General features: G+C 43.0%; 21 protein-coding genes. 5 read left to right on the forward strand and 16 right to left on the reverse strand.

Going from position 1 to position 26,722, the window contains the following annotated elements; all coding sequences use genetic code 11:
• Window positions 1–125: 125 nt before the first annotated feature.
• The 3 genes from grxC to murD form a co-directional block, all read right to left on the reverse strand.
• Complete coding sequence (gene grxC / locus PseudUWO311_RS00795; RefSeq protein WP_142653195.1) at window positions 126–383, reverse strand: glutaredoxin 3; 258 nt, start codon at window positions 381–383, stop codon at window positions 126–128.
• A gap of 172 nt (window positions 384–555) precedes the next feature.
• The gene (locus PseudUWO311_RS00800) at window positions 556–2,460 is read right to left on the reverse strand and encodes a peptidoglycan D,D-transpeptidase FtsI family protein (RefSeq protein ID WP_142653196.1); all 1,905 of its coding nucleotides are present in this window, start codon (window positions 2,458–2,460) and stop codon (window positions 556–558) included.
• A gap of 21 nt (window positions 2,461–2,481) precedes the next feature.
• Window positions 2,482–3,885, reverse strand: a complete 1,404-nt coding sequence (murD, locus tag PseudUWO311_RS00805; RefSeq protein WP_142653197.1) for a UDP-N-acetylmuramoyl-L-alanine--D-glutamate ligase — start codon at window positions 3,883–3,885, stop codon at window positions 2,482–2,484.
• Window positions 3,886–4,293: 408 nt separating this feature from the next.
• Between murD and PseudUWO311_RS00810 the strand changes: the two genes are divergently transcribed.
• Together PseudUWO311_RS00810 and PseudUWO311_RS00815 are read left to right on the forward strand one after the other, a co-directional pair.
• Window positions 4,294–5,919, forward strand: coding sequence for a methyl-accepting chemotaxis protein (locus tag PseudUWO311_RS00810; protein ID WP_142653198.1), 1,626 nt, complete (start codon window positions 4,294–4,296; stop codon window positions 5,917–5,919).
• Window positions 5,920–5,970: 51 nt separating this feature from the next.
• The gene (locus tag PseudUWO311_RS00815; protein WP_142653199.1) at window positions 5,971–8,625 is read left to right on the forward strand and encodes a response regulator; all 2,655 of its coding nucleotides are present in this window, start codon (window positions 5,971–5,973) and stop codon (window positions 8,623–8,625) included.
• A gap of 277 nt (window positions 8,626–8,902) precedes the next feature.
• On the opposite strand, the gene PseudUWO311_RS00820 is transcribed toward PseudUWO311_RS00815, so the two are convergent.
• The 10 genes from PseudUWO311_RS00820 to mutS form a co-directional block, all read right to left on the reverse strand.
• Entirely contained in the window at window positions 8,903–10,249 is a 1,347-nt protein-coding gene (locus tag PseudUWO311_RS00820; protein WP_142653200.1) for a hemolysin family protein, read from the reverse strand.
• Between the two features lie 290 nt (window positions 10,250–10,539).
• Window positions 10,540–12,069: a 4-alpha-glucanotransferase gene (gene malQ, locus PseudUWO311_RS00825; RefSeq protein ID WP_142653201.1), complete on the reverse strand. Its 1,530-nt coding sequence runs from the start codon at window positions 12,067–12,069 to the stop codon at window positions 10,540–10,542.
• A gap of 101 nt (window positions 12,070–12,170) precedes the next feature.
• A complete protein-coding gene (locus PseudUWO311_RS00830) occupies window positions 12,171–12,767 on the reverse strand; it encodes a Uma2 family endonuclease (RefSeq protein ID WP_142653202.1) in 597 nt (198 codons plus the stop codon).
• Between the two features lie 190 nt (window positions 12,768–12,957).
• A complete protein-coding gene (locus PseudUWO311_RS00835; protein WP_142653203.1) occupies window positions 12,958–13,140 on the reverse strand; it encodes a hypothetical protein in 183 nt (60 codons plus the stop codon).
• A 121-nt stretch (window positions 13,141–13,261) separates the two neighbouring features.
• Complete coding sequence (locus tag PseudUWO311_RS00840; RefSeq protein ID WP_142653204.1) at window positions 13,262–14,263, reverse strand: formylglycine-generating enzyme family protein; 1,002 nt, start codon at window positions 14,261–14,263, stop codon at window positions 13,262–13,264.
• Window positions 14,264–14,291: 28 nt separating this feature from the next.
• Window positions 14,292–14,957 carry a caspase domain-containing protein gene (locus tag PseudUWO311_RS00845; RefSeq protein ID WP_142653205.1) on the reverse strand — a complete coding sequence of 222 codons (666 nt, stop codon included), beginning with the start codon at window positions 14,955–14,957 and terminating at the stop codon, window positions 14,292–14,294.
• Window positions 14,958–15,033: 76 nt separating this feature from the next.
• Entirely contained in the window at window positions 15,034–15,336 is a 303-nt protein-coding gene (locus tag PseudUWO311_RS00850; protein WP_223807391.1) for a hypothetical protein, read from the reverse strand.
• Window positions 15,337–15,397: 61 nt separating this feature from the next.
• Window positions 15,398–16,255, reverse strand: a complete 858-nt coding sequence (locus PseudUWO311_RS00855; RefSeq protein ID WP_142653206.1) for an Rpn family recombination-promoting nuclease/putative transposase — start codon at window positions 16,253–16,255, stop codon at window positions 15,398–15,400.
• A gap of 120 nt (window positions 16,256–16,375) precedes the next feature.
• Entirely contained in the window at window positions 16,376–17,635 is a 1,260-nt protein-coding gene (locus PseudUWO311_RS00860; RefSeq protein WP_142653207.1) for a late competence development ComFB family protein, read from the reverse strand.
• Window positions 17,636–17,778: 143 nt separating this feature from the next.
• Window positions 17,779–20,454 (reverse strand): DNA mismatch repair protein MutS, encoded by a 2,676-nt coding sequence (gene mutS, locus PseudUWO311_RS00865; RefSeq protein WP_142653208.1) that lies wholly within the window; start codon window positions 20,452–20,454, stop codon window positions 17,779–17,781.
• Between the two features lie 254 nt (window positions 20,455–20,708).
• On the opposite strand from mutS, the gene PseudUWO311_RS00870 reads away from it, so the two are divergent.
• Both PseudUWO311_RS00870 and PseudUWO311_RS00875 read left to right on the forward strand, forming a co-directional pair.
• Window positions 20,709–21,791: a metallophosphoesterase family protein gene (locus PseudUWO311_RS00870; protein WP_142653209.1), complete on the forward strand. Its 1,083-nt coding sequence runs from the start codon at window positions 20,709–20,711 to the stop codon at window positions 21,789–21,791.
• A gap of 141 nt (window positions 21,792–21,932) precedes the next feature.
• Window positions 21,933–22,562, forward strand: coding sequence for a Crp/Fnr family transcriptional regulator (locus PseudUWO311_RS00875; protein ID WP_142653210.1), 630 nt, complete (start codon window positions 21,933–21,935; stop codon window positions 22,560–22,562).
• Window positions 22,563–22,721: 159 nt separating this feature from the next.
• On the opposite strand, the gene PseudUWO311_RS00880 is transcribed toward PseudUWO311_RS00875, so the two are convergent.
• Together PseudUWO311_RS00880 and PseudUWO311_RS00885 are read right to left on the reverse strand one after the other, a co-directional pair.
• Window positions 22,722–23,273 carry a 50S ribosomal protein L25/general stress protein Ctc gene (locus PseudUWO311_RS00880; protein WP_142653211.1) on the reverse strand — a complete coding sequence of 184 codons (552 nt, stop codon included), beginning with the start codon at window positions 23,271–23,273 and terminating at the stop codon, window positions 22,722–22,724.
• A 73-nt stretch (window positions 23,274–23,346) separates the two neighbouring features.
• Window positions 23,347–24,660 carry an adenylosuccinate synthase gene (locus PseudUWO311_RS00885; RefSeq protein WP_142653212.1) on the reverse strand — a complete coding sequence of 438 codons (1,314 nt, stop codon included), beginning with the start codon at window positions 24,658–24,660 and terminating at the stop codon, window positions 23,347–23,349.
• A 371-nt stretch (window positions 24,661–25,031) separates the two neighbouring features.
• Between PseudUWO311_RS00885 and PseudUWO311_RS00890 the strand changes: the two genes are divergently transcribed.
• Window positions 25,032–25,235 (forward strand): hypothetical protein, encoded by a 204-nt coding sequence (locus tag PseudUWO311_RS00890; RefSeq protein WP_142653213.1) that lies wholly within the window; start codon window positions 25,032–25,034, stop codon window positions 25,233–25,235.
• Window positions 25,236–25,271: 36 nt separating this feature from the next.
• Here PseudUWO311_RS00890 and PseudUWO311_RS00895 read toward each other — a convergent pair whose 3' ends face one another.
• On the reverse strand, window positions 25,272–26,495 hold the full coding sequence (locus PseudUWO311_RS00895; protein WP_142653214.1) for an HD domain-containing protein: 1,224 nt from the start codon (window positions 26,493–26,495) through the stop codon (window positions 25,272–25,274).
• Between the last annotated feature and the right edge of the window lie 227 nt (window positions 26,496–26,722).

Here is a 26,722-nt window from a genome sequence, read left to right on the forward strand (position 1 = left end):
GGCTTTCTCCTTTATTTGGCAATTCACAAAAGTGTAACAACACTTATGTGAATTGAAAACCAAATCCTGTAATGGTTTTAAGACATAAAATGGCTATGCCATTTTGTGCCTTGGTATAAATTTAGCTATGCTAGCAAAGCATCAAGTTTACCTTTAGAATCTAGAGCATGGATAGCATCACAGCCACCGATATGCTGATCGTTGATAAAAATTTGTGGGACAGAACGCTTACCATCAGAGCCTCTATCTGCCATCGCTGATCGCGCTGCTTCGTCCCCATCGATCACATATTCCGTATATTCTACGTTTTTCTTATCGAGCAAATGCTTTGCCCTTATACAGAAGGGACACATGCGCCATGTATAAATCTCAACCTTTGCCATAACAATTTCCTAAACTTGTTTAACCTAAGTACCTTGGCACATTTTAACAAATCTTAACGACTGATACATGCGTCGCCATGGAAGAACCCAAAAAAGTGTTGCCACGCTTCTGTGAATTAAAAAACAAACCCTATAAAAGCACAAAATGGCGTAGCCATTTTGTGCTTTGGTCTTAAGTGCGATCGCGAGGTGGAGTAGATGCAGGAATTGGTGAATTACTGCGATCGCGAGATGGAGTAGGTGCAGCGCTAGGAGAAGTATTTGGGGAAGGCTTTACATCTTGAGGTGATGGTGAGGCTGATTGCTCAGGCAGAATTGGTATTTTAGATATCACTTCTTCAGGATGACTTGGCGGAATCCCTTCACTGACAATAATGTCTTCGATTACTGTCTTGACAATTGGAGCCGCAACAGTAGAACCAAATGCATCTGCTCCAACAGGTTCATCAATCACAGCCAACACCACATAACGAGGCTCCTTCGAGGGAAAAATACCAACAAAGCTAGTGATCTTAGCATTGATATAACCGCCACCAGTAGTTGAAGCCTTTTGAGCAGTACCAGTTTTACCAGCAATCCGATAACCAGGAATACGTGCAGGTAAACCAGTCCCCTTCTCGACAACATTAGTCATCATTTCCACAACCCTCTGAGCTGTGGCAGGCGAAATGACTTGTCGTGGGGTTGGTAACTTCGGTTGATAATACTCTTCGCCTTCATCATTAATTAAACCTTTGACCACATGGGGCGTAAGTAACTTGCCACCACTGGCAAGAATGCCTTGCAATTGCACCATCTGAATCGGTGTGAGCGAAAATCCTTGTCCAAAAGAAGCCGTTGCTGGCTCGATCACATATTCAATGAACTGCTCTTGAGGCTTGAGAGTACTGGAGGTTTCCGCAGGTAGATCAATGCCAGACATATCTCCCAGCCCTATACGCTCTAGCCAACCATAATAAACCGATGGCTTCATGCGTTGGATGATATGCACCATGCCCACATTGCTCGATCGCTCTAGGATTTGGCTAATACTAAGAGAACCAACCGCACCAACTTGATCGTAGTCAAAGTTAGCCACAGGCCAGCCGCCAATAGTAAGCGCTCCTTCATCATTAAATACAGTGTCTGGCTGAATCGCTCCTGCTTCGAGTGCGATCGCAACATTAAGAGGTTTAAATGTTGACCCTGGTTCATACAGGTCAGAAACAGCCCAATTCTTGAAGAGTTTGACATCTGACTCATAATAGCGATTTGGATCATAAGTTGGCTCAGTCACTAGTGATAGCAACCCACCATCCCTAGCATCCATAACGATCACCGAGCCACGTTTTGCGCCAAACTTGACCATCTGTTGCTTGAGGATCTGCCGAGCGGTGCGTTGAATACGGGAATCAATCGTCATTTGTAAACTAGTGCGATCGCTTTGCAGCATTCCCGCAGGAATACGGTTAGGAATTAACTTGCCGTTACCATCTTGGGCAACTGATGGCGCTTGATCGGTACGCTCTAATAATTTTTCTTGACTAAGTTCGATTCCCGCTTGACCGCGATGATCGACATTCACATAGCCGAGTAGTTCCGCTGCGAGATCCTGCTGTGGATAAAGTCGATGCCGCTGTTGGACAAGATCTAACCCATCGAGACCCAAGCTAAAAATTAGATCAGCTTTTTCCTCGGATAGCCAATATTCGACTTGCGTAGAAGTAGTATCACGGGTAAGAACACTGAGCAATTTATCTGCGGGTCGTCTGAGGATTGGCGCAAGTTTTTCAGCGATCTCTTCAGGTTTCTTTTTGTAAAGATGAGGATGCGCAAATAATGTGTATACAGGACGATCTAAAGCTAAAACTGCACCTTTGCGATCGGTTATAGTGCGACGAGGAATAAATGGTCGCATGGTAAACATTTGCTGCCTTCGGGCTTTTTCGAGCAAATCAGGCGATGTGATCACCTGTAAGTATACTAAGCGCACAATTAAACCAACCATCGACAGCGCCAAAATCACCCAGATCATTACAGTTCGGCGTTTGAATAGATTAATTTTGGCAAGATCTTTGGGCAGAAGCGATGGGGTCATGACTATATTTTGGCAAAATTCTTAGCGAAATTCCTGACAAAGCTTTTGGCAAAGTTGGCGGAAGCGATCGCCACGCTGCTCGAAGTTAGCAAACTGGTCAAAGCTAGCACATGCAGGCGAGAATAGCACAGTTGGCAAAGGCTGGCTAGGGTGATTATGGGCACGACTGTGGGCAATATGGGATGCTTGTTTGACCGCGTTTTCGAGATTTTCTACGATTTGATAGTTTTTAAACCCTACGTCTTTGAGCATGTCGGCAAATAAAACCGCCGCTTCACCAATCAATAATACTGCGATCGCTCTTTGATGGATTTGCTCTAGCCATGCACTGGCATCACCTTGCTTCGGCTGACCTCCAGCAATCAATACGACAGGTGGTTTTACCGCTCTTAGTCCCACTTCCGCTGCATCATAATTTGTAGCTTTGCTGTCATTAATAAAAGCAATGCCTTCATAAAAACAAATATGTTCAAGGCGATGTGGCACACCTTGAAAATTGGAGATCGCCAGATCGATATGCTTAGACTCAATCCCAGCAATCCTTGCCGCCGCCACTGCCATCAATAAATTTTGACGATTGTGCTCACCCAAAAGCTGCCAATGGGCGATTGGGAAAATAGGCTCGCCACGAAACTTGACCCATCCATCAGCAATACAAGCCCCATCGGCAATCGCTTCTACCACATGCTCATCAATACCCGTCCAGATTGCTTTTGGCCACATCGCCGCTCCAAAATTGACTAGATATGGATCATTACCATTGAGGATTATGTTGGTAGATTGATCGATTAAACTAGCTTTGATGTTGCGATATGCCTCAAGAGTATAGTGACGATTGAGGTGATCGGGGGTAAAGGTAGTCCAGACACCAATTTGGGGTTTGACAGTTTGAGCTGATTCGATCTGATAGCTACTCAGTTCGGCAATAATCCAATCAGGAGTAAATTTTTGCTGTAGTACCTGTAAAGCGATTTCGCACGCGGGAAAACCAATATTGCCGCAGGCGATCGCATTTAGCCCCGCAGCTTTAAAAATTGACGCTGTCAGCGATGTGACCGTAGTCTTCCCATTAGTCCCTGTGATGCCGACCCAAGGAACATGTTTAAGATAGCGCCAAGCAAGCTCAATCTCACCGATCGTATCAATACTTAGCGATCGCGCCTGTTCAACTTCTTGCCGATCCCAAGGCACACCTGGACTAACAGCCACGAGGTCTACATTTTGCCCCGATTCAATTAATCTGGCAAAGTCAGGAAATCCTCCAAGCTCAACTGCAATTCCTTCCGACTCTAAAACTTGCTTACGTTGCTCTAAGCTGGGACTAACACTGCTATCACTAACTGTCACTTGCCAGCCATCAGCTTTAAGCAATTTTGCCGCAGAAATTCCAGACTGTCCCAGTCCCAGTACATACGCTTGATGCATGGCGATCGCTTGATTGATAAATTTATTAAATTAAAAAGTTAATATCCAAGGATACAGGAACTTGCGTAAGTAATTTAGGCAAAACCTTAAAACCCATGTTGCCCGCGCAGCGGGCAACATGGGTTTTGAATCTGAGGTTTATTTATATCGAAATGTCAGAATTATTGAGTCGGGCTTTATGCTACACAATAATTTGAGCCTTAAAGTTTGAGCCTTAAAGATAGTGGGCAAGTAGTAAGCTCTCTGAGTATTATTTTTGACATTGTTGCGAAGCACACTCAAGAGTCACAACAGGAAGCGGTATGTTGTTAATATCTTTAAAAAGACAAGCTAATTTACGGGTTACTGAGAAGCAAACCCAAAATTATCCTGTCTTTGACATTTCAAAACTGTTAAATATGTTTACGTATGGCGAATAAACCTCCCTTTTCAAGCAAAAAAGCGAATGCAAAAAGAAAGAGGAAGGCTGCCGTTGCTGCTGCCCCTATATCCAGACAAGCTTCAAACAAGAGTAGTTGGTTAAATAATTTACCGATTAGCTCCAAAATTATCTTTGCGATCGGTTCAACTAGCTTTCTATCATTAATTGGCTTTGTGATTGCCTCTTTGTATCTAAACAGTCACCTTGCGGCGATTGTTAACCAAGAGGCACAAAGGCAACTATCCGATGCCACATTATTTGTGTTTGGCTTAGGGACTATCTTGATTGCGGTTAGTTCATTAATTGGTTTGTTTATTGGTAATACCCTTAGCAAAAGGATTCAGGGTCTAGAAGCGATCGCTAGACAATACTCCTCAGGCAATTTTGATACATCTGTAGAGCTTGGTGCACGGGATGAAATTGGTAAGCTAGCTGAAGTTTTTAATCAGATGACTTTTAACCTTGCGCAAAACAAGCAAGATCAATCTACTGCCAAGATTGAAGCCGAAGCCCAAAATGATATTTTCCAAGATGAGATTTCTCACTTGTTGGATGTGGTTTCGGAGCTTGAGATGGGAGATCTAACAGCTAAGGCTGAAGTGAGTCCACATGCGACAGGTTTGATTGCAGATACGCTCAATCGTCTCTCAGAGCAGCTAGCTGAAGTACTTGCGGCAGTTTTGCAGACCGCGCAGCAAGTTACACTGCGTACCGATCGCCTTGAGAAATTAGCGATCACGGTATCTCAGAACGCTGAGCAGCAGGAATCTTTGGTGGTGCAAGCCCGTTTAGGAATTGAAGATGTAAACCAATTGGCTCAAGAAGCAGCTCAACTAGCGATCGCGGCTAACAAAGCTGTGCAGAGGGTACGCTCAGCTGTACGACAAGGGGAGGAGCAAATTATTTACTTGACAGCATCAATTGAGTCGCTACAAGCTGCGACCGTACAGATGGTGCAAAGGATTAAAAATCTGGGCGAATTCGTGGCTCTTGCCAAACAATTTGTGTTGGATCAAAAGCGTCTTGCCTCCCTAACTCAGGTGTTGGCGACCAATGCCTCGATGGTAGCGGCACGGGCGTTAGAACAACGAGATCCTGAACAATTTGTCTCTGTGGCAAGAGAATTTGAAGCGATCGCCTCGCAGGTAAATAACTTGGCAACCCAAACCAATCAGGGGTTAGTAACTTTGCAGCAACGGACGGGATTTGTTGATGTAGTCGTGTCGGGTATTGATCAAGATGTTCGCGATGTAAATAGCCTTGTGTCCGACTTTACGAATAGTGTGAATAGTTCAGAACAGTCATTTACCAATATCGCAACTGTAACCGAAGAGTTATCAGAAATTGGTATGGCAGTTACTGATTCTTCTCAATCAATTGCTGAAGCCGTAAAATTTAGCTTGGCATCGATTCAAGATATTGAATCGATTGCTGAACGTTCTGCTTCTCAAGCGCAGTTTACTCGTGATCAATCAGGCAAGATGGGAATGCTGGCTCGTCAGTTACTAGAAAGGGTACAGTTTTTTCGTTTGCCGCCAATGCTGGAAACAGAGGACATGGAAATTGACGAGATGGAGACTCTTGAAATTGAGGGATTTCAGGCTGTGAGCTAATGTTCGAGCATAATCACAAATTGATAGCGAATAGCGAAATGACAGCAAATTATGGCAAATTCTGAATTTGATGATTTACAATTGCAAGAAGAACTGCGTAATCTATTTGAATTAGATACGCAGAAGTATTTGCAATTATATGTGGATACTGTACATCAGCTAAATGCTGCCAATTGGCGTGAAGATATTCAGCAGCTATATAGGTGTGTGCATACGATTAAAGGTGGTTCTGTAACTGTAGGATTTCAAGCTGTACTTCAAGTCTCCACCATATTAGAGGATTTACTTTCCGATCTTCGCTATCTCGATATTGCGCCACCTTTAGCTGACGGGGAATTAGCTAAGTCTCTGATCGAAGCTGGCGAACTGTTGATTGGCTCTGTCCAGATGGGTGAAAAAAGCGATCCTGATGCAGCGATGAAGTATATTCAAACCTTGCGCGATCGCATTCAATCCGAATATCTTCCTGAATGGAACGAAATGCGCCAAGTTCAGCAAGAATTTGCTGATCAAGGTTTTGATTTGGTCATTCTTGAGCTAGAAATGGCAATTGAAGATTTGCCACTTACAGGGGAAGTCCCGACAGAGACTGCTGAGATCGCCAAGCAAACGGTTGCCCAGTTGCAGGAAATTGGTACAGAAATTAATTTGGCGACTACTTGGCATGATTTTTTGCAAAAGGGTAGTGAATTATGCGATCGCCTAGATTGTGAGTTATGGCATACAGAATGGATGCCATTTCTGCAAAAGGTCAAAGAAAGCGCTCGTCAGGGAGGAATTTTTGAGGTTGAGCAAGAATCAATTATTTCATCTTCTAATATAGAATCTGGATTAATCGCTGGCAATGATGTTTCATCTTTCATTAATTCTCAAGTTTCTCTTACGACAGATATTCAAATCCCTGTGCCACTTGATCGCCTAGAGAGATCATCTCAATATCTAGTTGAGACATTAATGGCAACTCGCGCCACGCAAGGATTTTACCAATCTGTTTATGCGAATTTATTACCATTAGTCTCACTTGCTCAAAATAGTGTGCAGTACATTACCCAACTGCGGGAAGTCCAAGATGATTACGCATTATTAGATTCTTCTGGAGAACAGGATGGTCTGAAGATTGAGCGCTATCGTCAAGGCTATACAGCAATTAACCGTTTATTGGAAATCAGTCTGCGTTTGATAGAGTTAGGCTCAGAAACAGGCGAATCGGCAAGGCGAACTGCTGATAGCATCCAAGTTCTTGATCGCAGCTTGCGGAATCTCCAGCAAACCATCGAAGAAAGTCGTCTTATTCCATTCTCAACACTAGCTTTTAGATCGAGAGGGATTTTACGAGATCTAATGACTAGAGTTGGTAAAGTTGTTCAATTCACGATTATTGGCGAACAATTGGAACTTGATGCCGGTACACTTCGTAGTTTAGAACCTGTGGTACTTCATTTATTGCGTAATTCCTATGATCATGGGATTGAAGATACACCGAATCGAGAGCAATCTGGCAAACCTTTACAGGGGAAAATCGAGCTGTCTCTAAAACGACGCGGTAGTATGTTTGACCTTAGCATTCGTGATGATGGCAAAGGAATTGATCCTGATCTCATTAGTCAAATTGCCAAATCCAAAGGACTGCCACTTACCGATACCAGTACTTCTGAGCGTCTCCTCAATGTACTATGCCAATCTGGCTTTACTTCTACTACGGTCGTTAGCGATATTTCAGGTCGGGGCGTAGGGATGGATGTAGTAGCAAGCCAAGTTGCACTAATGAATGGCAAGCTCAGTCTTGTGTCCCAAATCGGTAAAGGTACAGCTTTCACAATTCAAGTCCCTGTTCCACATTTGTTTGTACGATGTATGCTCTTGCAAGCAGGCGATCGCACTTTTGCGGTTCCTACTTCCGAGATTTACACAACTACTTTGATGGAGGGTTTGCTCTGGCAAAAGACAGATCGTTCTGACTATACAATTGAAGTGCAAGAAGATTCGGGTAAAGTACCTGCGATCGATCTTTATCAATATTGGCAAGGTCAAACGGAAACCAGAACGATCCTGCCATCTGCGATCGCAGTGAGAACGAAACAATCAGGTAGCGATCGCGGTATTTGGTTGATTGCTGACACCTTGATTGGTCAGAGTGATTTGCTGGTGAATCCAATTCCAGCGCCTTTGTTTGCGCCGATCGGCTTAATCGGGATGAGCCTGATGCCTGATGGCAAACTTATTCCTGTAATTGACGCACTTTCCTTTGTCGAAGTCTTCTTCTCCTCGGATGCTGAACGACTCACAATTTCTAGTTCTCAATCAAATGCTTCCTTCCTCGAACTATCCAGCGATCGTCAGATTTTAGTAGTTGATGATGCGGCACTAATGCGGCGAAGAATTGAGAGCAGCTTATCACCGCAAGGATATGAAATTACAACTTGCGATGATGGGATGGATGCTTGGCAATGGTTGCTACGGTATGGTCAACCAGCTTTGCTAATTACTGATATTGAGATGCCACGTATGGATGGATTCACGTTGATTGATCGCTGTCGTCAAGCAGGATTGGATATGCCAATCCTTGTGATTTCATCACGTCTTGCGGAAGAATGGTCTCGCGAGACAACTCGTCTTGGTGCAACTGATTATCTCACTAAAGGTTTCTCGACATCGGAGCTAGTGAATAAAGTTAGCTCTCTACTCAAATTAATAGCTTGTGACTAATTGAGCTTTTGAATCAGGTGATGTTAGCTCAAAAACCAAGAATGGATTGGCTGCGCGGAGCGCAGCCAATCCATTCTTGGTTTTTGATTTGTCCTAAGACAAGTGACATTAGCTATACATTGCTAAGCAGTTAATCCTAAAGATTCGTACAAAGTGTGTAAAGTCTAGAAGCTAGTAGAGATGGAGGCATATCTATTTCTTTAGGGTGAAAGGATTATAAGCAAATATAAAGACATGCATTGCATGTCTTTATATTTGCCGATATTGCCGATATTTTTTATGTTCGTTTAAAATTACTTCTTGGTTCTTCGTCAGTGGGTACTATTGGCGGCGATAAATTAACTAGTACTTTATCTACTCGGTTGCCATCCATATCCACGACTTCAAAGCGCATTCTCTCCCAAGTGAAATGTTCACCAACCATGGGAATATGTCGAAGATAAGTCATCATCAGCCCACCAAGAGTATGGTAATTGTGTTCTTCTTCATAGGGGAGCTCTTCAACTTCGAGAATCTCTTTGAGGCGATCGCTAGAAATCATGCCATCGATTAGCCAAGAACCATCTTCTCTTTGCATAGCATCGGGATCACCTTGACGATCATTTGATGGCAGATCCCCAACGATCGCTTCGAGTAAATCTGTAAGGGTTACTAGCCCTTCAACACCACCATACTCATCGGTCACCATTGCGACGCGATCGCCAGATTGTTTAAACTGCTCCAAGACACTCAAAGCACTTGCAGTCTCGGCAACATATAGAGGAGGACTACTAGCTTTGACTAAATCGATGGGAGTACCATTGAGACTAGCGTTGAGAAATGCTTTGATCTCAACAATACCTACACAATCATCAAGATTTTCTCTTGCAACAGGAAAGCGGGAATGCCCACTGTTTAAAACTTCGCGCTGTGTTTCTTCAAAAGGCGCATCAACATCGAGCCAGTCGATTTCTGTGCGTGGAGTCATCAGAGATTTAATGGGGCGATCACCTAAACGAAAAACACGCTCAACCATGTCATGTTCCGCCTCCTCAAACATGCCTGATTCGGCTCCTTGAGCAATCATCACCTTAATTTCTTCTTCTGTAACTTGCGATTCTTCAGTTACCTGAATTCCTAATAAACCAAGTAAAGCTTCTGTTGAAATACTTAGTAAATACACAACAGGAGTACCAATATTGGCAAGAAATCGCATCGGTGGCGCAACTGCACAGGCAATCTGCTCAGCATTGCTCATCGCTAATCGCTTAGGAACAAGCTCGCCAACTACTAGAGAGAGGTAAGTGATGATACCAACCACGATCGCAAAGCTAATGGTTTTGCTATAGGGTTGTAACAAAGGGACGGTATCGAATGTCTGCTGCAAAGTTTGAGCGACGGTTGCACCACCCAATGCACCGCTTAAAATTCCGATTAAGGTAATCCCTATCTGAACGGTTGACAAGAAATTTGTGGGTGAAGCGATCAATCTTAAAGCTGCTCTGGCTTTTGCATTTCCTTCCTTTGCCCATTGCTCTAGGCGCACTTTGCGAGCAGATACGATCGCTAGCTCGGACATCGAAAAAACACCATTGACAAGAATTAGTAAAATGATGAGTAAAGCTTCAGAAGCGACGGAAGACATTGTTTTGGGGCAGAACGACTTTATAGGAATCGTTTGTGAAATTTATTAATAGTAGATATATATTCTCATACCAAATTTTGTGTCAAGTTTCTTAAGACTAATAATAAAGGTCGCAATTATAATTTAAAACCCGATTTTGTGGTTTGTATAGCTGTCGGCAAGTTTACTAAGACATAAAACCCAAGAATTGGTTGGCGGCGCGGAGCGCCGCCAACCAATTCTTGGGTTTTGATTTGTCCTAAAAAGGTGTGTCACTTTGTGACACACCTTTTTTTATTGGGTTGAGGTACTTAGCGGCTATAGAGTTGTGTAATTTCGAGTAGGCGATCGCTAAGATCTTGGTTGAGCAAATTGGGATCGCTATAGCGCCAGCCCCAATTTCCTGTCGCAGTTCCTGGTGTATTCATGCGACCACTGTTATCTAAGCCAAGGACATCTTGCAGAGGCACGATTGCAATTACCGATACTGCTGCCATCGCTATACGGATCAGCACCCAGTTAATCGGCTCACCTGCGGCAAAACCAACTATATATTTGTAAAACAATTCTTTTTCGTATCTGCTAGCTCGCTGCCACCAGCCCACAGCCGTGTCATTGTCATGAGTTCCTGTATAAACTGCACAATTGCGGACGTAATTGTGGGGTAAATGAAAATTGTCGGAGCCACCTCCAAACGCAAACATGAGGACGCGCATCCCAGGAAACCCAAAATCATCGCGCAACTTATCAACTTCAGGAGTGATCACGCCCAAATCTTCGGCAAGAATTGGCAACTCACCCATCACCTCATTCAGCTTTGTAAATAGCTCAGTTCCCGGGGCTGTTTCCCATTCGCCATTGATGGCTGTTTCTTCACCTGCGGGTACTTGCCAAAAAGCTTCAAAGCCTCGGAAGTGATCGATACGAATAATATCAACATACCGATTTAAAAATCTGAAGCGATCAATCCACCATGCAAAGTTAGTTTCTTGGAGATATTCCCAGTTATAGACTGGATTGCCCCATAGTTGACCTGTGGCGCTGAAATAGTCGGGTGGGACTCCTGCCATTTGGGCGACTTCATAGGTTTCAGGATCAAGAACAAAGTTTTTGGGATTTGCCCAGACATCAGAGCTATTGTGCGATACATAGATGGGAATATCGCCAATAATTTGAATGCTTCGCATATTGGCATATTGCTTGAGTTTCAACCATTGATCAAAAAAGATAAATTGCACAAATCTTTGAAACTCAATTTGGTCATGCAATTCTTCACGCTTTTGTTGTAATGCTTGAGCTTCCCGTCTAGCGATCGCAGGTTCCCAATTATTCCAAAGGATTTTAGGATTTTGTTCATGCAGTGCCATGAATAGCACATAGTCTTCGAGCCAATCAGCTTCTTCGTAGCAAAACTTTTTGAATTGCTCTTGGAGCAAATACAGATCGTGGTGATGTTGGAGATCTTGATCGACATATCCTTGTTTGAAGCGCTCAAAAGCAATCTCTAGCAATTTGCGTTTGTATGGCATCACTGCCTCAAAATCAACCCGATCTTGATTAAATTCAGGAATATCCGCCCAATCCTCTTCTTTAAGCAAATATTGCTTTGCTAAAAGCTCTGGGCTGATCAGATACATGCTACCTGCGATCGCGCTAAAGCTCATATAGGGAGAATTCCCATATCCTGTTGGGCCAAGGGGCAGCACTTGCCATAGCTTTTGACCACTACGCGATAAAAACTCAATAAACTGATAAGCCGTCTCTCCTAAATCCCCGATCCCAAATTTACTGGGTAGTGAGGTTGGATGTAATAAAATTCCACTAGAGCGTTGAAAGGACATAAACACAAAATAAAAGCTTTTAGTTCTGGCTTTACTTTACCGCCTTATGTAGAGAAGTTTGCAAATGAGCATATGCTCATTTGCAAACTTCTCTGGCAAACTTATTCAAAAATCTGGACTAAAGGACAAGAAAAGTCTGGTAATAATGGTGAAGTAAGAGTATCACTAACAAATAGAGTCATTTCTAATTTGAGAATTCCATTTTCTCGGCGATAAACTTGAACTTGCTTATTTCTCCAATCAGCGATCCAATATTCCAAAATTCCCCGTGATGAATAGAGTTTCAACTTAACTTCGCGATCGCGTTTTTCGTTTTCTGTCCCTGCTGATAGTACTTCTATTACCAGATCAGGCGCACCACGAAAATGTCCAGAATCATCAATCAATGCTGCATGTCTCTCATTGCTCAGCCACACCACATCAGGAATGACATCATCATTATCACCAAAAACCACCCCTGCGCCAATCTCGGCTTCACCTAATTTTGTAGCTACCGACCAAATATCTAAAACAGTAAAAAATCTGCCACAAGTTTTTTGATGTTTGTTGTGGGGCGCTCTAGTCACGTAAAGTTCTCCATTAATAATTTCATAACGGTTACCGTTTTCGGGTAGTAGCTCTAAGTCAGCACTTGTCCAGAGAAGTTTGTCTTCAGGGGCATTATTTGAGAGATTGGGTGGTGCGATCGCCTGAGTCATGATGGTTTCCTAATCGGAGCGATATGGTAATTATAGCAATCATCCCCATTTGACAGAATTTTGGATTGAGAGACATTTCGTCAGGTCAGAGCATTCCCACCATAATTTATGGTTTTTCAGATTCCCTCTCTAAAGAATGGACAATGCGGTAATTGCGAAAAATTACTTCGCGAATGGATTCGCGTCCAGTTTATTTGTGCCATGTTTTTAGACTGAGCATGGCTTGTGAGTGGGTAAGCGTGTCTCCTGTCTGAATTTTTTGTAATCCTGTCTCTAATTTGTAGAGAAAATAAAGACGCTCTAATATCTCCTCAAAGTCAACATTTTGAGGGAGTTCGGTGACTGCATTGAGAACTTTTTCTTTAATTGTCATCTTATTAGATTTCTTGTTTGATGATTTCAAGTATATTGCAAAAAAATTTGATCGCCAAAGGCGAAATGGGGAAATACAAAGGGCAAGAGGGTAAAAGAGTAAAGGGTAAACTAAGTCCTCACTAAGAAGAAGCGATAACTAAACGAAAACCAATTTGATCGTTCCGAAGACGCGCGATGCCAAAGTCGCGAGAGGCAGCACAACAGATCCTAACTTTGCTGTCCCAAGAACCGCCACGGAGCAGGTAAGAATGATTGTCATTATTGTCCACATTAAAATTATCCCAAGCTTCATTACCGTTACTTTTTAATTTTTCTGGCTTGTCATCATAGCTATCGTGCCACTCATCTAAGCACCATTCCGACACATTGCCGCTCATGTCATAAATGCCAAGCTCATTAGCCTTTTTCTGCCCCACAGTATGCGTATTACTGCCAGAGTTATCGTCGTACCATCCCACTTCATCGAGATTGTTACTACCTGAATACTCATAACCTTTACTCTGATTAGCACCCCTTGCTGCATATTCCCATTCAGCTTCGGTGGGTAGTCTTACCGCTCGTCCTGTCTGTTGCGACAGCTTCTGACAAAAGGCTCTAGCCTTATGCCAAGACTCACCAACAACAGGCTGCAAATCTCCTTGAAACTTTTTATCGCAATTTATCGATCCCTGTTTTTTCATCACAGCTTGCCATTGAGAATTAGTCACCGCATATTTGCCAATTAGAAATTCTTTTAAAGTTACCTGATGCTCACCCATAGCAAAACTTCCCGCAGGGACAAGTACTAGATCTAAGGTGATGCCATTTCCAAGGTCAATAGTTAACGGATTCGGTTCTGGTTCTTTACTTACATTGCGCTTCCCAGACTCAACAGCAGGATTAGGCGCTACTTGTGGCGATGTGCCAAGATAACGCTCCACCGCCAAACCTTCAATTTCTGCGATCGCTTCATAGTCTGTCCCATCCACCGCCAAAACCTGCATCCACAAACGTCTCGCCAGATAAAGATTTTTGTTGCGATGTGCCTTAAAAGCATCCTTCTTAAGAGGTTCTAGATCGATCTTTTCTGCATATTTCGGCATCAAAATCAAATGTCCTTTCTCTTGTGGATCGAGCATCATGCGCGGAGTTTGTCTAGTCTTCGCCAATTCAGGAACACGATGCTTGAGATAAGTAAGTATTCAACTTCGCCGCCGTTGCACAACGACCTTGCAAGCCAAGCCCCTCCACCAAAGCGTAAGTAAATGCCCCATGCTGAAGATCGTCAACCTCATAGGAATATTCCGACGGACTACAAGCCGCAATACTTATCACATCCGCAATTTTGGCAACTCTCTCAGTTTCACGCCCAATTCCTTCCCCTGATCGCGTGTCACCGTTGCGCCGCACCTGATTGCGACAAGCGTCTAGCGCCAAAATTACATTACCCGCGCCACTTCCGCGCAAATTTTGGATTACTTGATTGACTGAAATTCCTGTGTCCACAACATTATCGGGATCGCCATCGCTCGGCATCAAATAATCGATCCCATCACATAAAATGCCATGCCCAGCAAAAAAGAACCAAAAGTTATCGCTTTCATGGAGAAATGGCTGAGCAAAAAGCTCCTTAAATACCTTCAGCAAATTGTTGCGAAAAGGCTTAGTCGTCTTGCCATCAAGATCTGGCGAATCATCGGAAAAATAGAAAATGCGATCAAACTTTGCCTCATTTCCTAAAAAATCACAAATATGCAGCGCGTCATTTTTCGCATACTTCAAATGATGCAAAAACTGATATTCATTAACCCCGATCGCGATCGCCCAATTCGCCATAAACTCTAATCTTCCGTCACCCGTTTAAACTTGAGCTTGATCGCACTCTTGCCGCTAGCTTTAGCACCACTGCCGATCAGCCGAATTTCGCCCTCAGCCCCAATCTCCACCGATAGCTCGATTTCGTCGAGACACATTCCCGCCGTTTCTTAGCCTCCTTCTCAGCACTACTAAAAACCCGCCCCACCATTTGCAAAAAGCCCGACATCTTTTGTTCGAGTTCAGCAACAGTTAAGGTCTTTTCTTGCTTAATATTTTTACTTGATTGAGCCTCACCGCCCCACCCTCTGGGATGAGCAACAGAGCTACCCGTCTGAGTTTGATCTTCATAAGGCTCGACTGCGATCGTAATCATCTCGAAATCAGCATCTTGAGTCATGAATTTTTGCTGCGACCAAATTACTATTAAATTTATTGTGGCATTTAGAGCTTACAAAAACCTATTTCTTATTTAACCAAGCTTCTAAATCAGCCAAACTCTCAAAATCCAAAACTGCCTCAGCAAGATTTTCTAAACGAGGGACGTGCGACCTGATAATTCGCGAATGCAGCTTTGGCGGCAAAGTACCAAACTTGCGCGTAAGCTGCTTCAAAATAATAATTGTAAGCGCATTCTTCATGCCCTCTTGGCGACCCTCTTGGCGACCCTCTTGGCGACCCTCTTGGCGACCCTCTTGCAAAATTTCTTGATATGTTACAGACTCACGCATGATATCTCTCCTCAAAATTTGCTTAATGATGTTTTTATTTAAAACTAGACCCGCTAACACATAAGTTGCTGCTGCTATAGTTTTACGAGTATTTAGTTCAGGGATTTGATCGATTTTTTGAGCGATTTCTTGGAGCAAACTTTCTTTGTTTCTGTCACTGACCAGTATAGCAAAAGGCAACATCCCCACATTCTCTAAAAATTTATCAGCAGACTGTTCCCATAATCTAATTACCTCAAATTCGTGAGAAGTTTTGCTGCCTTCAAATTTGTTCTGATAGACTACATCCGCACTTGTTTCTTTCAGGTAAATCACAACTTGGTGGATGTTTTTATCAGGAAATCTCCTTGTTGCGCGTACCCAATAGTCCAGCATCCGAAACGGAATTTGGCGATCGGCTTTGGTTTGAAACTCTAAATGTAATAGCAGTCCTTCAGCTTCGAGCAAAATCAAACTATCTGCACGAATTGGCTCCACTGCCAACTCTTGAGGTTGCACTTGAGTAAGCTGAATTGCTTCACCAAGCAGCCATGTGGCGATGTCAGTAGAATAGGTCTCAGCAATAAATTTGCAGATGTTATCGAACAAGGTTTCTGAAATTAGCTATATATGGCTATTTAGGATATAGCAAAAGTTCCAAATTGCAATACGATAATTTAAAGTATTGTGGCGAAGATGCACCATTTAAAAGGGTTATTTTCTACATATTCAAATAATCCCATCGGCTGCCATTTCTTCGCGAGTGTAGTTAATAGAAAAATCTAAGAAGAAGCCGTAAAGTTCGATCTCTGCAACCGCAGGAAAAAGACGCAAAGTACTGATGCCTAAATTTTTAGGATTATCTGCTAGCCAACCAAAAGCTTCTTTAGTATGTGCTCTCACGGTTAAGACTTCACCATCTGAGGTATGGCGAAGAGATAGCTCAGCATCCCCTGGTTTTAAGTACATTTCGCTATAAATTTGCCCTAGCATTCGCCATTGCTGCCGCCAATAAGTCATCCCTTGCCTCTCATGCTCGATCGCATATTCAGCCAAGTTTGCAATATTCTGCCAAGTAATATCTTCTCTCTGAAAAATTAGACGCAGCTCATTGATAGCTTGTTCGCATTCTCCTTCAAATTTAAGTAATGGGATCGGATCGGCTAAACGACGAGGTGTTTTGCCCAAAGTCATTAGTGATTGAATAACGGTTGATTCTATCTGGCTGGATAGCTGCTCCTTTGCTTTTTGAGTTTGCCAGATTACGCCTTGTTGAGTAGTGGCATACAATGCAGGCAGACGATTCAGTACATATGCACATACATCATCAGCACCAACTTTGCGCGGCAAAACATTTGCCATATGGATCAATTGATTTTTTACTTCTTGTTTTGCTAAATCTTCTAAAACATTGATTAGGAAGTAAGAAGCTGAAAGGATATAGGAGTTAAGTTCAGGATTTGGCAGTTCAACGTTATTATGCCAATCCCGATGCTCATGCTGATGAGCATCTTTACGATTTAAATAACCTTTAATTTCTTGCAATCGATTGCGATCATTAATGCTCAAACTTAAATATTCTGGTGTGTGACTGACTAGACTGAGTGCTTCCTGAAAAACCTGCGGTACTTGATGCCATTGCAAAGTCGGCTTGCTAAAAAGTTTTTGTAATCTGGTCAGAATATGAGCGGGTGTATCGACCTTACTAGCCTCAATTTTTGTCGATTTTCGCAAAGGATCACGCTTTACTCCCAGCAAAGCCTGCTGAACAGCACTGACTATCTGCGGCTGGAGTTCACTATGGGCTCGTTTGCGTTGCTGTAACCATCCTCGGCTTGTACTTGCATAAAGAACAGGTAATCGATTTAGCGCAAAAGCAGCTACCTCGCTAAGGTTAATTGCCTCGCGGGCGGTTTTGCTGAGATGGTTGAGTTGTTCTTGTACTTCGACGACAACGATTTCCTCAAGAACATTTTTGAGGCTAGTCATAAGCTTTTACTGCTAGAAATTTTACGTTTGATAACCCTTATACATATTTACTAAGCTGCCCAAAATTAAAGTAATGCATAGCAATCGTTAAAAAGCTCCAAAACTAGAGAATAGCGCATTTTGCAAGGCTCATCGTGGTTACTCTAGGGAGAATTAGTATCAAAAATTGTCATTTGTGCTTCATTTCGCGGCTCCTTGCTCGGTCGAGATGCTGACTTTGCCAAGCGATCGCCTTTAGTAGCTCCACCAGACGATCGCAATCCAGTGGCAATATGACTGTTTTTTGCAATTTGTTCTAATACTTGCTTAGCACGACTGATCACACTTGCAGGCAAGCCTGCTAAACGCCCCACTTCAATCCCATAGGAACGATCAGCGCCGCCTTCTTGAACTTGATGCAAAAAGATGATTTCATCTTCTAGTTCTTTGACAGTCACTTGGAAATTTGCCACATTGGGCAGCAAGCTCGCTAGTTCATTAAGCTCATGGTAATGGGTTGCAAAAATCCCGCGTGCTTTGATTTTATTAGCGATATACTCCGCAACTGACCATGCGATCGCCATGCCATCAAAAGTCGAAGTGCCGCGTCCAATCTCATCAAGCAGTACTAAGGAATGATCCTTAGCATGATTGAGAATATTTGCAGTTTCATTCATTTCCACCATAAACGTAGATTGACCTGTGGCGAGATCATCGACTGCGCCAACACGGGTAAATATGCGATCGCAGATTCCCAAAGTCGCCGATTCCGCAGGAATAAAACTGCCTACTTGAGCCATCAGTTGAATTAGTCCAACTTGTCGCAAATAAATACTTTTACCGCTCATATTGGGACCAGTTAGCACGATTAAATCTGGACAATCAGGAGCTTGATCATCATGCCCTAAATAGGTGGAATTGGGAACAAAGAAACCTGCGGGGAGGGACTGCTCGACAACTGGATGACGACCATTATAAATAGCGATTGCGCGATCGTTGGTAATTTGGGGACGGCAATAGTTATAAGTAACGGCTACTTCAGCTAGGCTACACAAGACATCGGCAGCGGCGAGGGCAGTAGCGAGGATTCGCATTGGTTCGATATGCTTAGCCGTAAGTAGCCGCAACTCCACAAATAGGTCATATTCCAACTGCTTTAATTCACTATCAGAATTGAGAATTCTTGTTTCTCGTTCCTTTAGTTCTGGTGTGATATAGCGCTCTTCATTGGTGAGAGTTTGCTTACGGATGTAATCTGCTGGAGCCTGTTCGCTTTTGCCGCGCGAGATACTGATGTAATAGCCAAAAGCCTTGTTAAACCCAACTTTGAGCGTGTTAATACCCGTGCGTTCTTTTTCCTGCTTCTCAAAAGAGGCTAGCCATTCCACATCATCACGGCTCTGTTGACGCAGACGATCGAGTTGTTCATTTACGCCCGAACGAATGATATTGCCTTCGGTAATATAAATCGGTGGTTCTTCAACGAGCGTGCGTTGTAACTGCGAACCAAGTTGCAACAGTTCCGATGGCACTGACTGTAAAGCTTTTAAATAGCGAGAATTAGATTTGGCAACAACATCAGCAACATCGCGCATTCTTTCTAGAGACATTGCTACAGCAATTAGATCTCGTCCATTTGCTGTACCTGCTCCAATGCGACTGCATAGACGTTCGATATCATAGATTTGGCTCAAACAACTTCGCAAATTTTTGCGGAGAGAATGTTGTTTGAGCAATTCGGTAATAGTATCAAGACGTTCATGAATGGCGGCGATATCCTTGAGAGGTTGCAACAGCCAACGCCGTAAAGCACGGCTCCCCATGCCTGTTGTAGTTTTATCGAGCGCCCATAATAGCGAACTATAGTAAGTGCCATCACGCACAGTTTGGGTGATTTCTAAATTGCGGCGCGTTTGGTTATCGAGAATTAGATAATCGGCGATCGCATAGGTAGAAATTCCTTGCAATGGCATTTTTACACTTTTTTGCGTGGATTCTAAATATTCTAAAATGCCACCTGCTGCTCTAATTGCTAAAGGTAGGGCTTTACAGCCAAAACCCTCCAGCGATCGCACTCGGAATGTATCAAGAATACGCTGCTTGGCTTCAGCTAAGGCAAAAGGAGCTTGCGATCGCGGTGTATAGCAGAAGCTTTCAGGCAAAGCGCTATAAGGCTCAGGTAAAACGGATTGTTTTTTCTGCGAAATTCCTTCCCAAAATGCTCCAGTTTTCTCAGCTTTAGAACCGCGAAACAATTGCGGATTTGGCACATCGATGGGAATCAAAACCTCGGCAGGCTGTAACCGTAATAGTTCTTGAATTAAATGCTCGGTGCTATTTAACTGCGTGACCGAAAACTCGCCTGTAGAAATATCAGTGTAAGCTAAGCCCCAATTCTCGCCGCCATTTGCGATCGCTACCAAAAAATTATTTTTCTTAGCCGCCAGCATTCCCTCTTCGATCACTGTGCCTGGGGTAATTACTCTGGTAACTTCGCGGCGAACTAGTCCCTGAGCTTCGGAGGCTGCTTCCATTTGATCGCAAACAGCGATCGAGTAGCCCTTTTCAACTAATTGATTGGCATAGCGATCGAGGGCATGGTGAGGAATCCCTGCCATGGCAATACGTCCAATCGTTTTGCCCCCATCACGACCTGTTAGCACCAATTCCAATTCCCGTGAAATCAGCTCGGCATCTTCAAAAAACGCCTCAAAAAAATCCCCCAACCGATACAACATCACCGCATGAGGATACTGCTCTTTCATCTCAATATAGTGCTGCATCATCGGTGTGAGCGCATCTCGATTAACTAGAGCCGACGATAGAGCTAATTCAGCCATTCAAATTTTGGTCATAAAACAATGTTATCCAACCATTGTAAATGGCATTTTGACTCTATTACATAGCAATTACAACGCTTTGCTCTCAAACCCAAACCAAGAAACTTTTTGAAAGCGTTGCTTCGCAACGCTTTCAAAAAGTTTCTTGTGGATTGCTATAGCGTTGATGTGGCGCGAAGCGCCACATCTCATTTTGGGGTTTTACCTAGCTATAGCCTATAATCAAAAGGTAATTATTCATGGTTTGGATCTAGGTGGCACTTAAGTTTAAATTTGCGATCGCCTCCGATTTGCATATCGCATTGCCCCACACGATTTGGCAGCATCCTTCGCGATTTCACCTCGTTGAGTATAGTATCCCCGCATTTAAAGAGGTGCTGTTGCAACTGGCTAACCTAGATTTAGACTTTCTGCTTTTGCCTGGAGATCTCACTCAACATGGTGAACCAGAAAACCATCAATGGCTATCGGATTGCCTCGCCCAACTTCCCTATCCAGTCTATGTGATTGCAGGAAACCATGACGTACCAAGAATAGAAACTTTTGATCAGTTTGCTCCTCACTATACTAAGTTTGGGTTTGAGGATGGTCTGAGCAAACCAAATAAACTCTATTATGAGTGCGAAGTACTGCCTAATGTCCGCCTAATTGGATTGAATTCTAATCAATTTGATGAAAATGGACAACAAATTGGTTGGATTGACGAAGAGCAGTTAGATTGGTTGCAATCGGTTCTAGAAAATCAAGACTATGAATTGAATCTAGTAACCATTCATCATAATGTGTTGGAGCATATGCACGATCAGTCATGCAATGCACTTGGTAAACGCTATATGCTTGGTAACACTGAGCGCTTGTGCAAAATTTTACATCAAGCAAATGTGAAGCTTGTTTTTACTGGACATCTGCATGTGCAGGATATTGCCTATAGCGATCGCTACAATCTTTATGACATCACCACAGGCTCTTTGGTCAGCTATCCTCATCCATATCGCGTTCTCAGTTACATTTCCGATGCATCAGGCGATCGACTAGAGATTGAATCTTTTCGAGTCAAATCAATTCCTGAGCAAGCTGATTTATTACAATTCTCGCGGGAATGGATGGGGGATCATTCACATCCATTTGTTCTAAGATTATTGACGCATCCCCCTCTTAATTTACCTCTAGAACTTGCCGAGACTCTCACTCCTGAACTTCGCTATTTTTGGGCTTATATTGCTGATGGTGATGCTAAGTTTGAGTTTCCCAATTTCCCTACAGTAGCGAAGGAATACTTTGAAGCATTTAGTGATATTCCTCCCAAGGATAATAATATTACGCTAGTTCTCAAATAGACCGAAAAAAGGTGTCACTTTGTGACACCTTTTTTTCGGTCTATTTCAGGATTTAAGAAAAATTTATTGATTAGATAAACTAGGCTTAACCCGATAGTGTCGAGAAACACATAGGATAGCGAATATGTACCTCATGCTTTTATGACATATACGTTCTCAAGTTTCAACCTTAACTCCACAACTTCGGTATCTGACTGGCGGCGATCGCTCGAAGAGATTTATCGCGGCCGCACCATGCATACCTACAAAAGTGGACAAATCGTTCCCATGTATCCCCATGAAGTATGGGTCGTTTGTCGCGGAGTAGTGCAACTTAATACTTTGCACCCTTCAGGCGATGAAGTTTTGGTTGGCTTTGCGGTGCAAGCAATGCCCTTTGGCTTACCCCTAACAAACCTTGATCCATATCAAGCGATCGCCTTATCAGATATTGACTTGATGCGCTTCACTTTGCTCGAACTAGAGAATTCTCCGCTACTTTATCAAGGAATTTTGCAACACCTCAATCGTCGCCTTCAGCAAACAGAATCTCTGTTAGCGCTAGTTAGCAACAAGCGAGTTGAAGAACGCCTCCGACAAATTTTGCTTTTGCTTAAGCAAGAAGTAGGCATTCCTGTTGAAGATGGTACTCGTCTAACCGTGCGCCTTACACATCAACACCTTGCCAGCGCCATTAGCAGTACTCGTGTCACTGTGACTAGAGCAATGAAGCTATTGCAAGATGAAGGATGGCTAAAGGTTGATCGAGATCGGCATATAGTTCTTGTGTAGACTTACGGCGCTTTGCGCCCAAACCCAAACAAGAAATTTTTTAAATGTCTTGCTTAGCAAGACATTTAAAAAATTTCTTGTTGCTGTAATAAAAAGGGTTGTGACGCAAAGCGTCACAACCCTTTTTAAATATAAGAAAGGGTGCTTAGCGCCCTTTCTTTATTTCTTGAGAATGGTAATAACAAGAGCAGTGGTTTCAGTTACGGGCTTAACACCTTCAGGATAGGCGATTTCGCTAACATGGACACCCTTGCCGATATCAAGATTAGTAATATCGATTTCAAAGCTTTCAGGGATATTGTTAGGAGCACAAGCTACACGTACATAGTTCTTGATGGTGTCAATAGAGCCACCGCCAACTTTTACACCTACTGGAACACCAACAAAGTGCAATGGAATGTCAACTTCGATCTTCGACTGAGACTCGATCGCAAAAAAGCTGAGGTGATAAATAGCAGGTTTGTAAGGATGATTTTGAACTTCACGCAACAGTGTTTTGCCTTTGAAGTCGCCATCAGTTACATTTACTTCGATCATTGTGTTATTGATCGTTGCCTCACGCAATAAAGTAGTTGCTTCTTTAGCATCTAAAGTAATGGAGATTGACTCAGATCCTTTGTGTCCATAAACAGTCGCAGGAATTTGACCATTACGACGGAGGGCGCGATTGTTTGCTGGAGGACGAGTAGTAGCGTTTATTTGTAGTTGCATTTTGGTAATTTAGTGATTGGTGATATGGTGATTAATTTTTAATTTTGTTTTTATAAAAATAAAATTAAAAAATCTAGACTCTCAACAAGCCACGCTTGGGCCCATGAATTGGGTCTTCCACGATGATGGTTTGTCCTCGGCTTGCGCCTAGAGAGATGATCGCGATCGGAGTGCCTGTTAGATCAGCAAGAAACTCAAGATAGTCTTTTGCTTCTTTGGGCAAATCCTCAACGACTTTGCATTCACTAGTTGATTGCTTCCAACCAGGAAGGGTTTCGTAGATGGGGATTGCTCTAGCAAATGCCCGAGCATCACTTGGGAAGTCGTGGACGACTTTGCCATCAAGTTCGTAGGCAGTACAAACTTTGATTTCTTCGAGATCGTCGAGGACATCAAGTTTGGTGACAGCAAGGCAATCTAGTCCATTAATGCGAACCGCATAACGACCAATTACGCCATCAAACCAACCACAACGGCGTTTGCGTCCCGTGGTTGTGCCAAATTCTGCACCGCGCTCACCGATGTGATTGCCAATGTCATCATGCAACTCAGTTGGGAAAGGTCCTTCTCCAACACGAGTTGTATATGCTTTGGCAACACCGATCACGCGATCGATGCAAGTTGGTCCTACGCCTGCTCCAATACAAGCACCGCCTGCAACTGGGTTTGATGATGTCACATAAGGATAGGTTCCATGATCGAGATCAAGTAAAGTTCCTTGTGCGCCTTCAAACAAGATATTGCGACGTTCACGGATAGCTGCGTCAATTTTTAGTGAAGCATCGACCACATGAGAGCGCAAGCGATTTGCATAGCCTCGATATTCTTCGATGATTGATTCGACATCAAGCGGTTCTAAATTATAGAGCTTTTGTAAAACAATGTTTTTTTGCTCGATCGCCCAACGCAGCTTTTTCGGCATACGTTTTTCATCCATCAGATCAATGATACGAATACCAACACGCTCAGATTTATCAGCGTAGGTTGGTCCAATACCTCGTCCTGTCGTACCTATCTTATGCTCAGCTCTTTGTGTCTCAGAGGCACGATCAAGTTCACGGTGGTAGGGCATCGTGACATGGGCGGTTTCAGAAATAAACAGGTTCTCTGTTGATATACCCAAATCTTTGAGTCGATCCACTTCTTCAAGAAGCACCTTCGGATCGATCACAGTGCCATTGGCAATGATACATTCCGTTTTGGGATACAGGATTCCTGATGGAATCAGGTGTAGCTTAAAGGTGCGATCGCCAACGACGACCGTATGTCCTGCATTATTACCGCCTTGATAGCGGACAACGACATCTGCGGAGCGGCTCAGCAAGTCGGTAATTTTGCCTTTACCTTCATCACCCCACTGCGCCCCAATAACAATTACATTAGCCAAGGGTCTTTATGCTCAATCAATAAAATCTCACAATCATCAATCATCTCAAAGGATTGTATTGATTGTCAATCACTTTCTTTAAAAATCAGAAATTTTAATTATAAAATCGATTTTGGGTTTTCTAGCGCCGCAGGCGCTAGAAAACCCAAAATCGATTTTTTGAAAGTCAGCCGCAGGCTAACTTTTTATTTTTTCTTACGCTCTTGGTAATCAACCAAAGTTGCTAGCTATAGTAACAAGCAAAAAATGCTTCTATAGTTGCAGTCACTCGTCTTAGGCCAAATCAAAACCCAAGAATTGATTGGCGGCGCGAAGCGCCGCCAATCAATTCTTGGGTTTTGATTTGGCGACAGCTATAAAAAAATAACGACATGCTTCGAGTGAAAAATCATAAAGGTGATACCCAGCAACTTCGCGTCTGTGACAATATCCGCATTCCAAGGTCAAAAATCACAGAAGATTCGCGTGATACCCAAGTGCGAAGCGATATTGTCGATATTGCTGAGGCTTTTAATTCTTCAAACCTAGTCTCAGATTTTCTTTTGCTTTTGCCTATTTCGTTGAACTCACGTTAATTACAAAATGGGCGGGCTTTGCCCGCCCATTTTTGTTTATGGATGTACTAGCCATGCCCTCTGAATTGGCTGAACGATCGCTTGTACTAGTGAAGATAATCGCGCAATATCCTGTAGACCTTGCTCTGTCTGGACATTAATCCCTTGCTTATAAATGCTATAGCCTTTAGTCCGTGACACTCTTATGCCACAGTAGTATTTAGGTTCTAGTCCTTGAGAAATCAATTTCTCTCGCCAACTATCGAGATTCTCTTGTTGCTGAATGTCGTCTAAATGCGAAATATCCGTAGCACGCAATAAATCGCGATCTAGAAAGCGGCGACACAAATCCGCAAGAGTGCGATCGCTACTATCACGCCATCGATGGATGTGATAAGCAAAAACTATGTCATCGGAAGCAAAATATTCTTCACAAGTCAGAGATTGAGGCTCTTTGGTTAGCCAAGCCATCATCGTGCGATCGCTGTATATTTGCTCTTCGTCATTCGTCCCGATTAAGACTTTGGCTCTGCGAAAAATTCTCTCTAATAAAAATCTTGCCGCCAAATTTTTGGGATGGTTATAGACCTGCAGATACATAAAATAACGCACCGTCAAATAATGCTCGATTGCCACCATTCCCTTGCGACCAATTACTAAGTTTTGAGAAATCGGATCAAAACGCAGAGCCAGTAAAATCCGATCAAGATCCAACTGCCCATACTTAGCACCAGTGAAATAACTATCTCGTTCTAAATAATCAAGACGATCGCAATCGATTTGACTAGAAATTAGCTGATAAATAAATGGCACGGCATATTTTTTCGTAAAGACTTTTTCTAAATCCGCAATTAATTCGGTCGAGTAACTATTCAGAACCTCAGCAATTTTGCTGAACTTCAGCAATCTCAGAGTCCATATTTCATGATTGCTCCCAAAAACTTCTTCCGATGCATGACTATAGGGCCCATGCCCAAGATCATGGAGCAGAGCAGCTACTAATACCAATGTCCGATGGATTGCTAGATATGGATATTTGGTGGCGATCACATCGAAAGCACGACGTGTCAGAGCCATTACACCCAAAGAATGCGTGAAACGAGAACCCTCAGCCCCATGAAAGGTAAAATAAGCAATATCTAGTTGACGAATTCGTCTCAATCGCTGAAATTCAGGTGTGTCAATCAATTGAATCAATAAAGCTTCAGAGCGATCGCTACTATCAAGAGTGATCGCGCCGTGAATCGGATCGTTATAAGTACGTGACTTGCCAAAGTGCATAAAATTAAATGGGCTGTGATACAAATCACATTGCACAGACTACGGATATCATAAGTTAGTAAGTATAAATATGATTCTTGACTGCTCTTTTTTGACAATATCCAAAGGTATTCCAAAGATATTCCAATAAAGAGTTAAATATCTAATACAGATTACAAGTCTAATTATCTGCTCTATGGGCTTAGCAGTTACTGATTTCTCACATTAAGAAATTGGTATGGAAATAA

Origin of the sequence: Pseudanabaena sp. UWO311, from assembly GCF_006937785.1 — a bacterium.
In the GTDB taxonomy this organism is placed as follows: Bacteria; Cyanobacteriota; Cyanobacteriia; order Pseudanabaenales; family Pseudanabaenaceae; genus Pseudanabaena.

Coding starts and splice junctions, on each gene's coding strand:
- PseudUWO311_RS00810 (WP_142653198.1), top strand. CDS start 4,294: ATGGCGAATAAACCTCCCTTTTCAAGCAAAAAAGCGAATGCAAAAAGA.
- PseudUWO311_RS00815 (WP_142653199.1), top strand. CDS start 5,971: ATGGCAAATTCTGAATTTGATGATTTACAATTGCAAGAAGAACTGCGT.
- PseudUWO311_RS00830 (WP_142653202.1), bottom strand. CDS start 12,767: ATGACTCAGGCGATCGCACCACCCAATCTCTCAAATAATGCCCCTGAA.
- PseudUWO311_RS00835 (WP_142653203.1), bottom strand. CDS start 13,140: ATGACAATTAAAGAAAAAGTTCTCAATGCAGTCACCGAACTCCCTCAA.
- PseudUWO311_RS00850 (WP_223807391.1), bottom strand. CDS start 15,336: ATGACTCAAGATGCTGATTTCGAGATGATTACGATCGCAGTCGAGCCT.
- PseudUWO311_RS00820 (WP_142653200.1), bottom strand. CDS start 10,249: ATGTCTTCCGTCGCTTCTGAAGCTTTACTCATCATTTTACTAATTCTT.
- mutS (WP_142653208.1), bottom strand. CDS start 20,454: ATGGCTGAATTAGCTCTATCGTCGGCTCTAGTTAATCGAGATGCGCTC.
- PseudUWO311_RS00840 (WP_142653204.1), bottom strand. CDS start 14,263: ATGATGCTCGATCCACAAGAGAAAGGACATTTGATTTTGATGCCGAAA.
- malQ (WP_142653201.1), bottom strand. CDS start 12,069: ATGTCCTTTCAACGCTCTAGTGGAATTTTATTACATCCAACCTCACTA.
- PseudUWO311_RS00875 (WP_142653210.1), top strand. CDS start 21,933: ATGACATATACGTTCTCAAGTTTCAACCTTAACTCCACAACTTCGGTA.
- PseudUWO311_RS00890 (WP_142653213.1), top strand. CDS start 25,032: ATGCTTCGAGTGAAAAATCATAAAGGTGATACCCAGCAACTTCGCGTC.
- murD (WP_142653197.1), bottom strand. CDS start 3,885: ATGCATCAAGCGTATGTACTGGGACTGGGACAGTCTGGAATTTCTGCG.
- grxC (WP_142653195.1), bottom strand. CDS start 383: ATGGCAAAGGTTGAGATTTATACATGGCGCATGTGTCCCTTCTGTATA.
- PseudUWO311_RS00800 (WP_142653196.1), bottom strand. CDS start 2,460: ATGACCCCATCGCTTCTGCCCAAAGATCTTGCCAAAATTAATCTATTC.
- PseudUWO311_RS00860 (WP_142653207.1), bottom strand. CDS start 17,635: ATGACTAGCCTCAAAAATGTTCTTGAGGAAATCGTTGTCGTCGAAGTA.
- PseudUWO311_RS00845 (WP_142653205.1), bottom strand. CDS start 14,957: ATGGCGAATTGGGCGATCGCGATCGGGGTTAATGAATATCAGTTTTTG.
- PseudUWO311_RS00880 (WP_142653211.1), bottom strand. CDS start 23,273: ATGCAACTACAAATAAACGCTACTACTCGTCCTCCAGCAAACAATCGC.
- PseudUWO311_RS00895 (WP_142653214.1), bottom strand. CDS start 26,495: ATGCACTTTGGCAAGTCACGTACTTATAACGATCCGATTCACGGCGCG.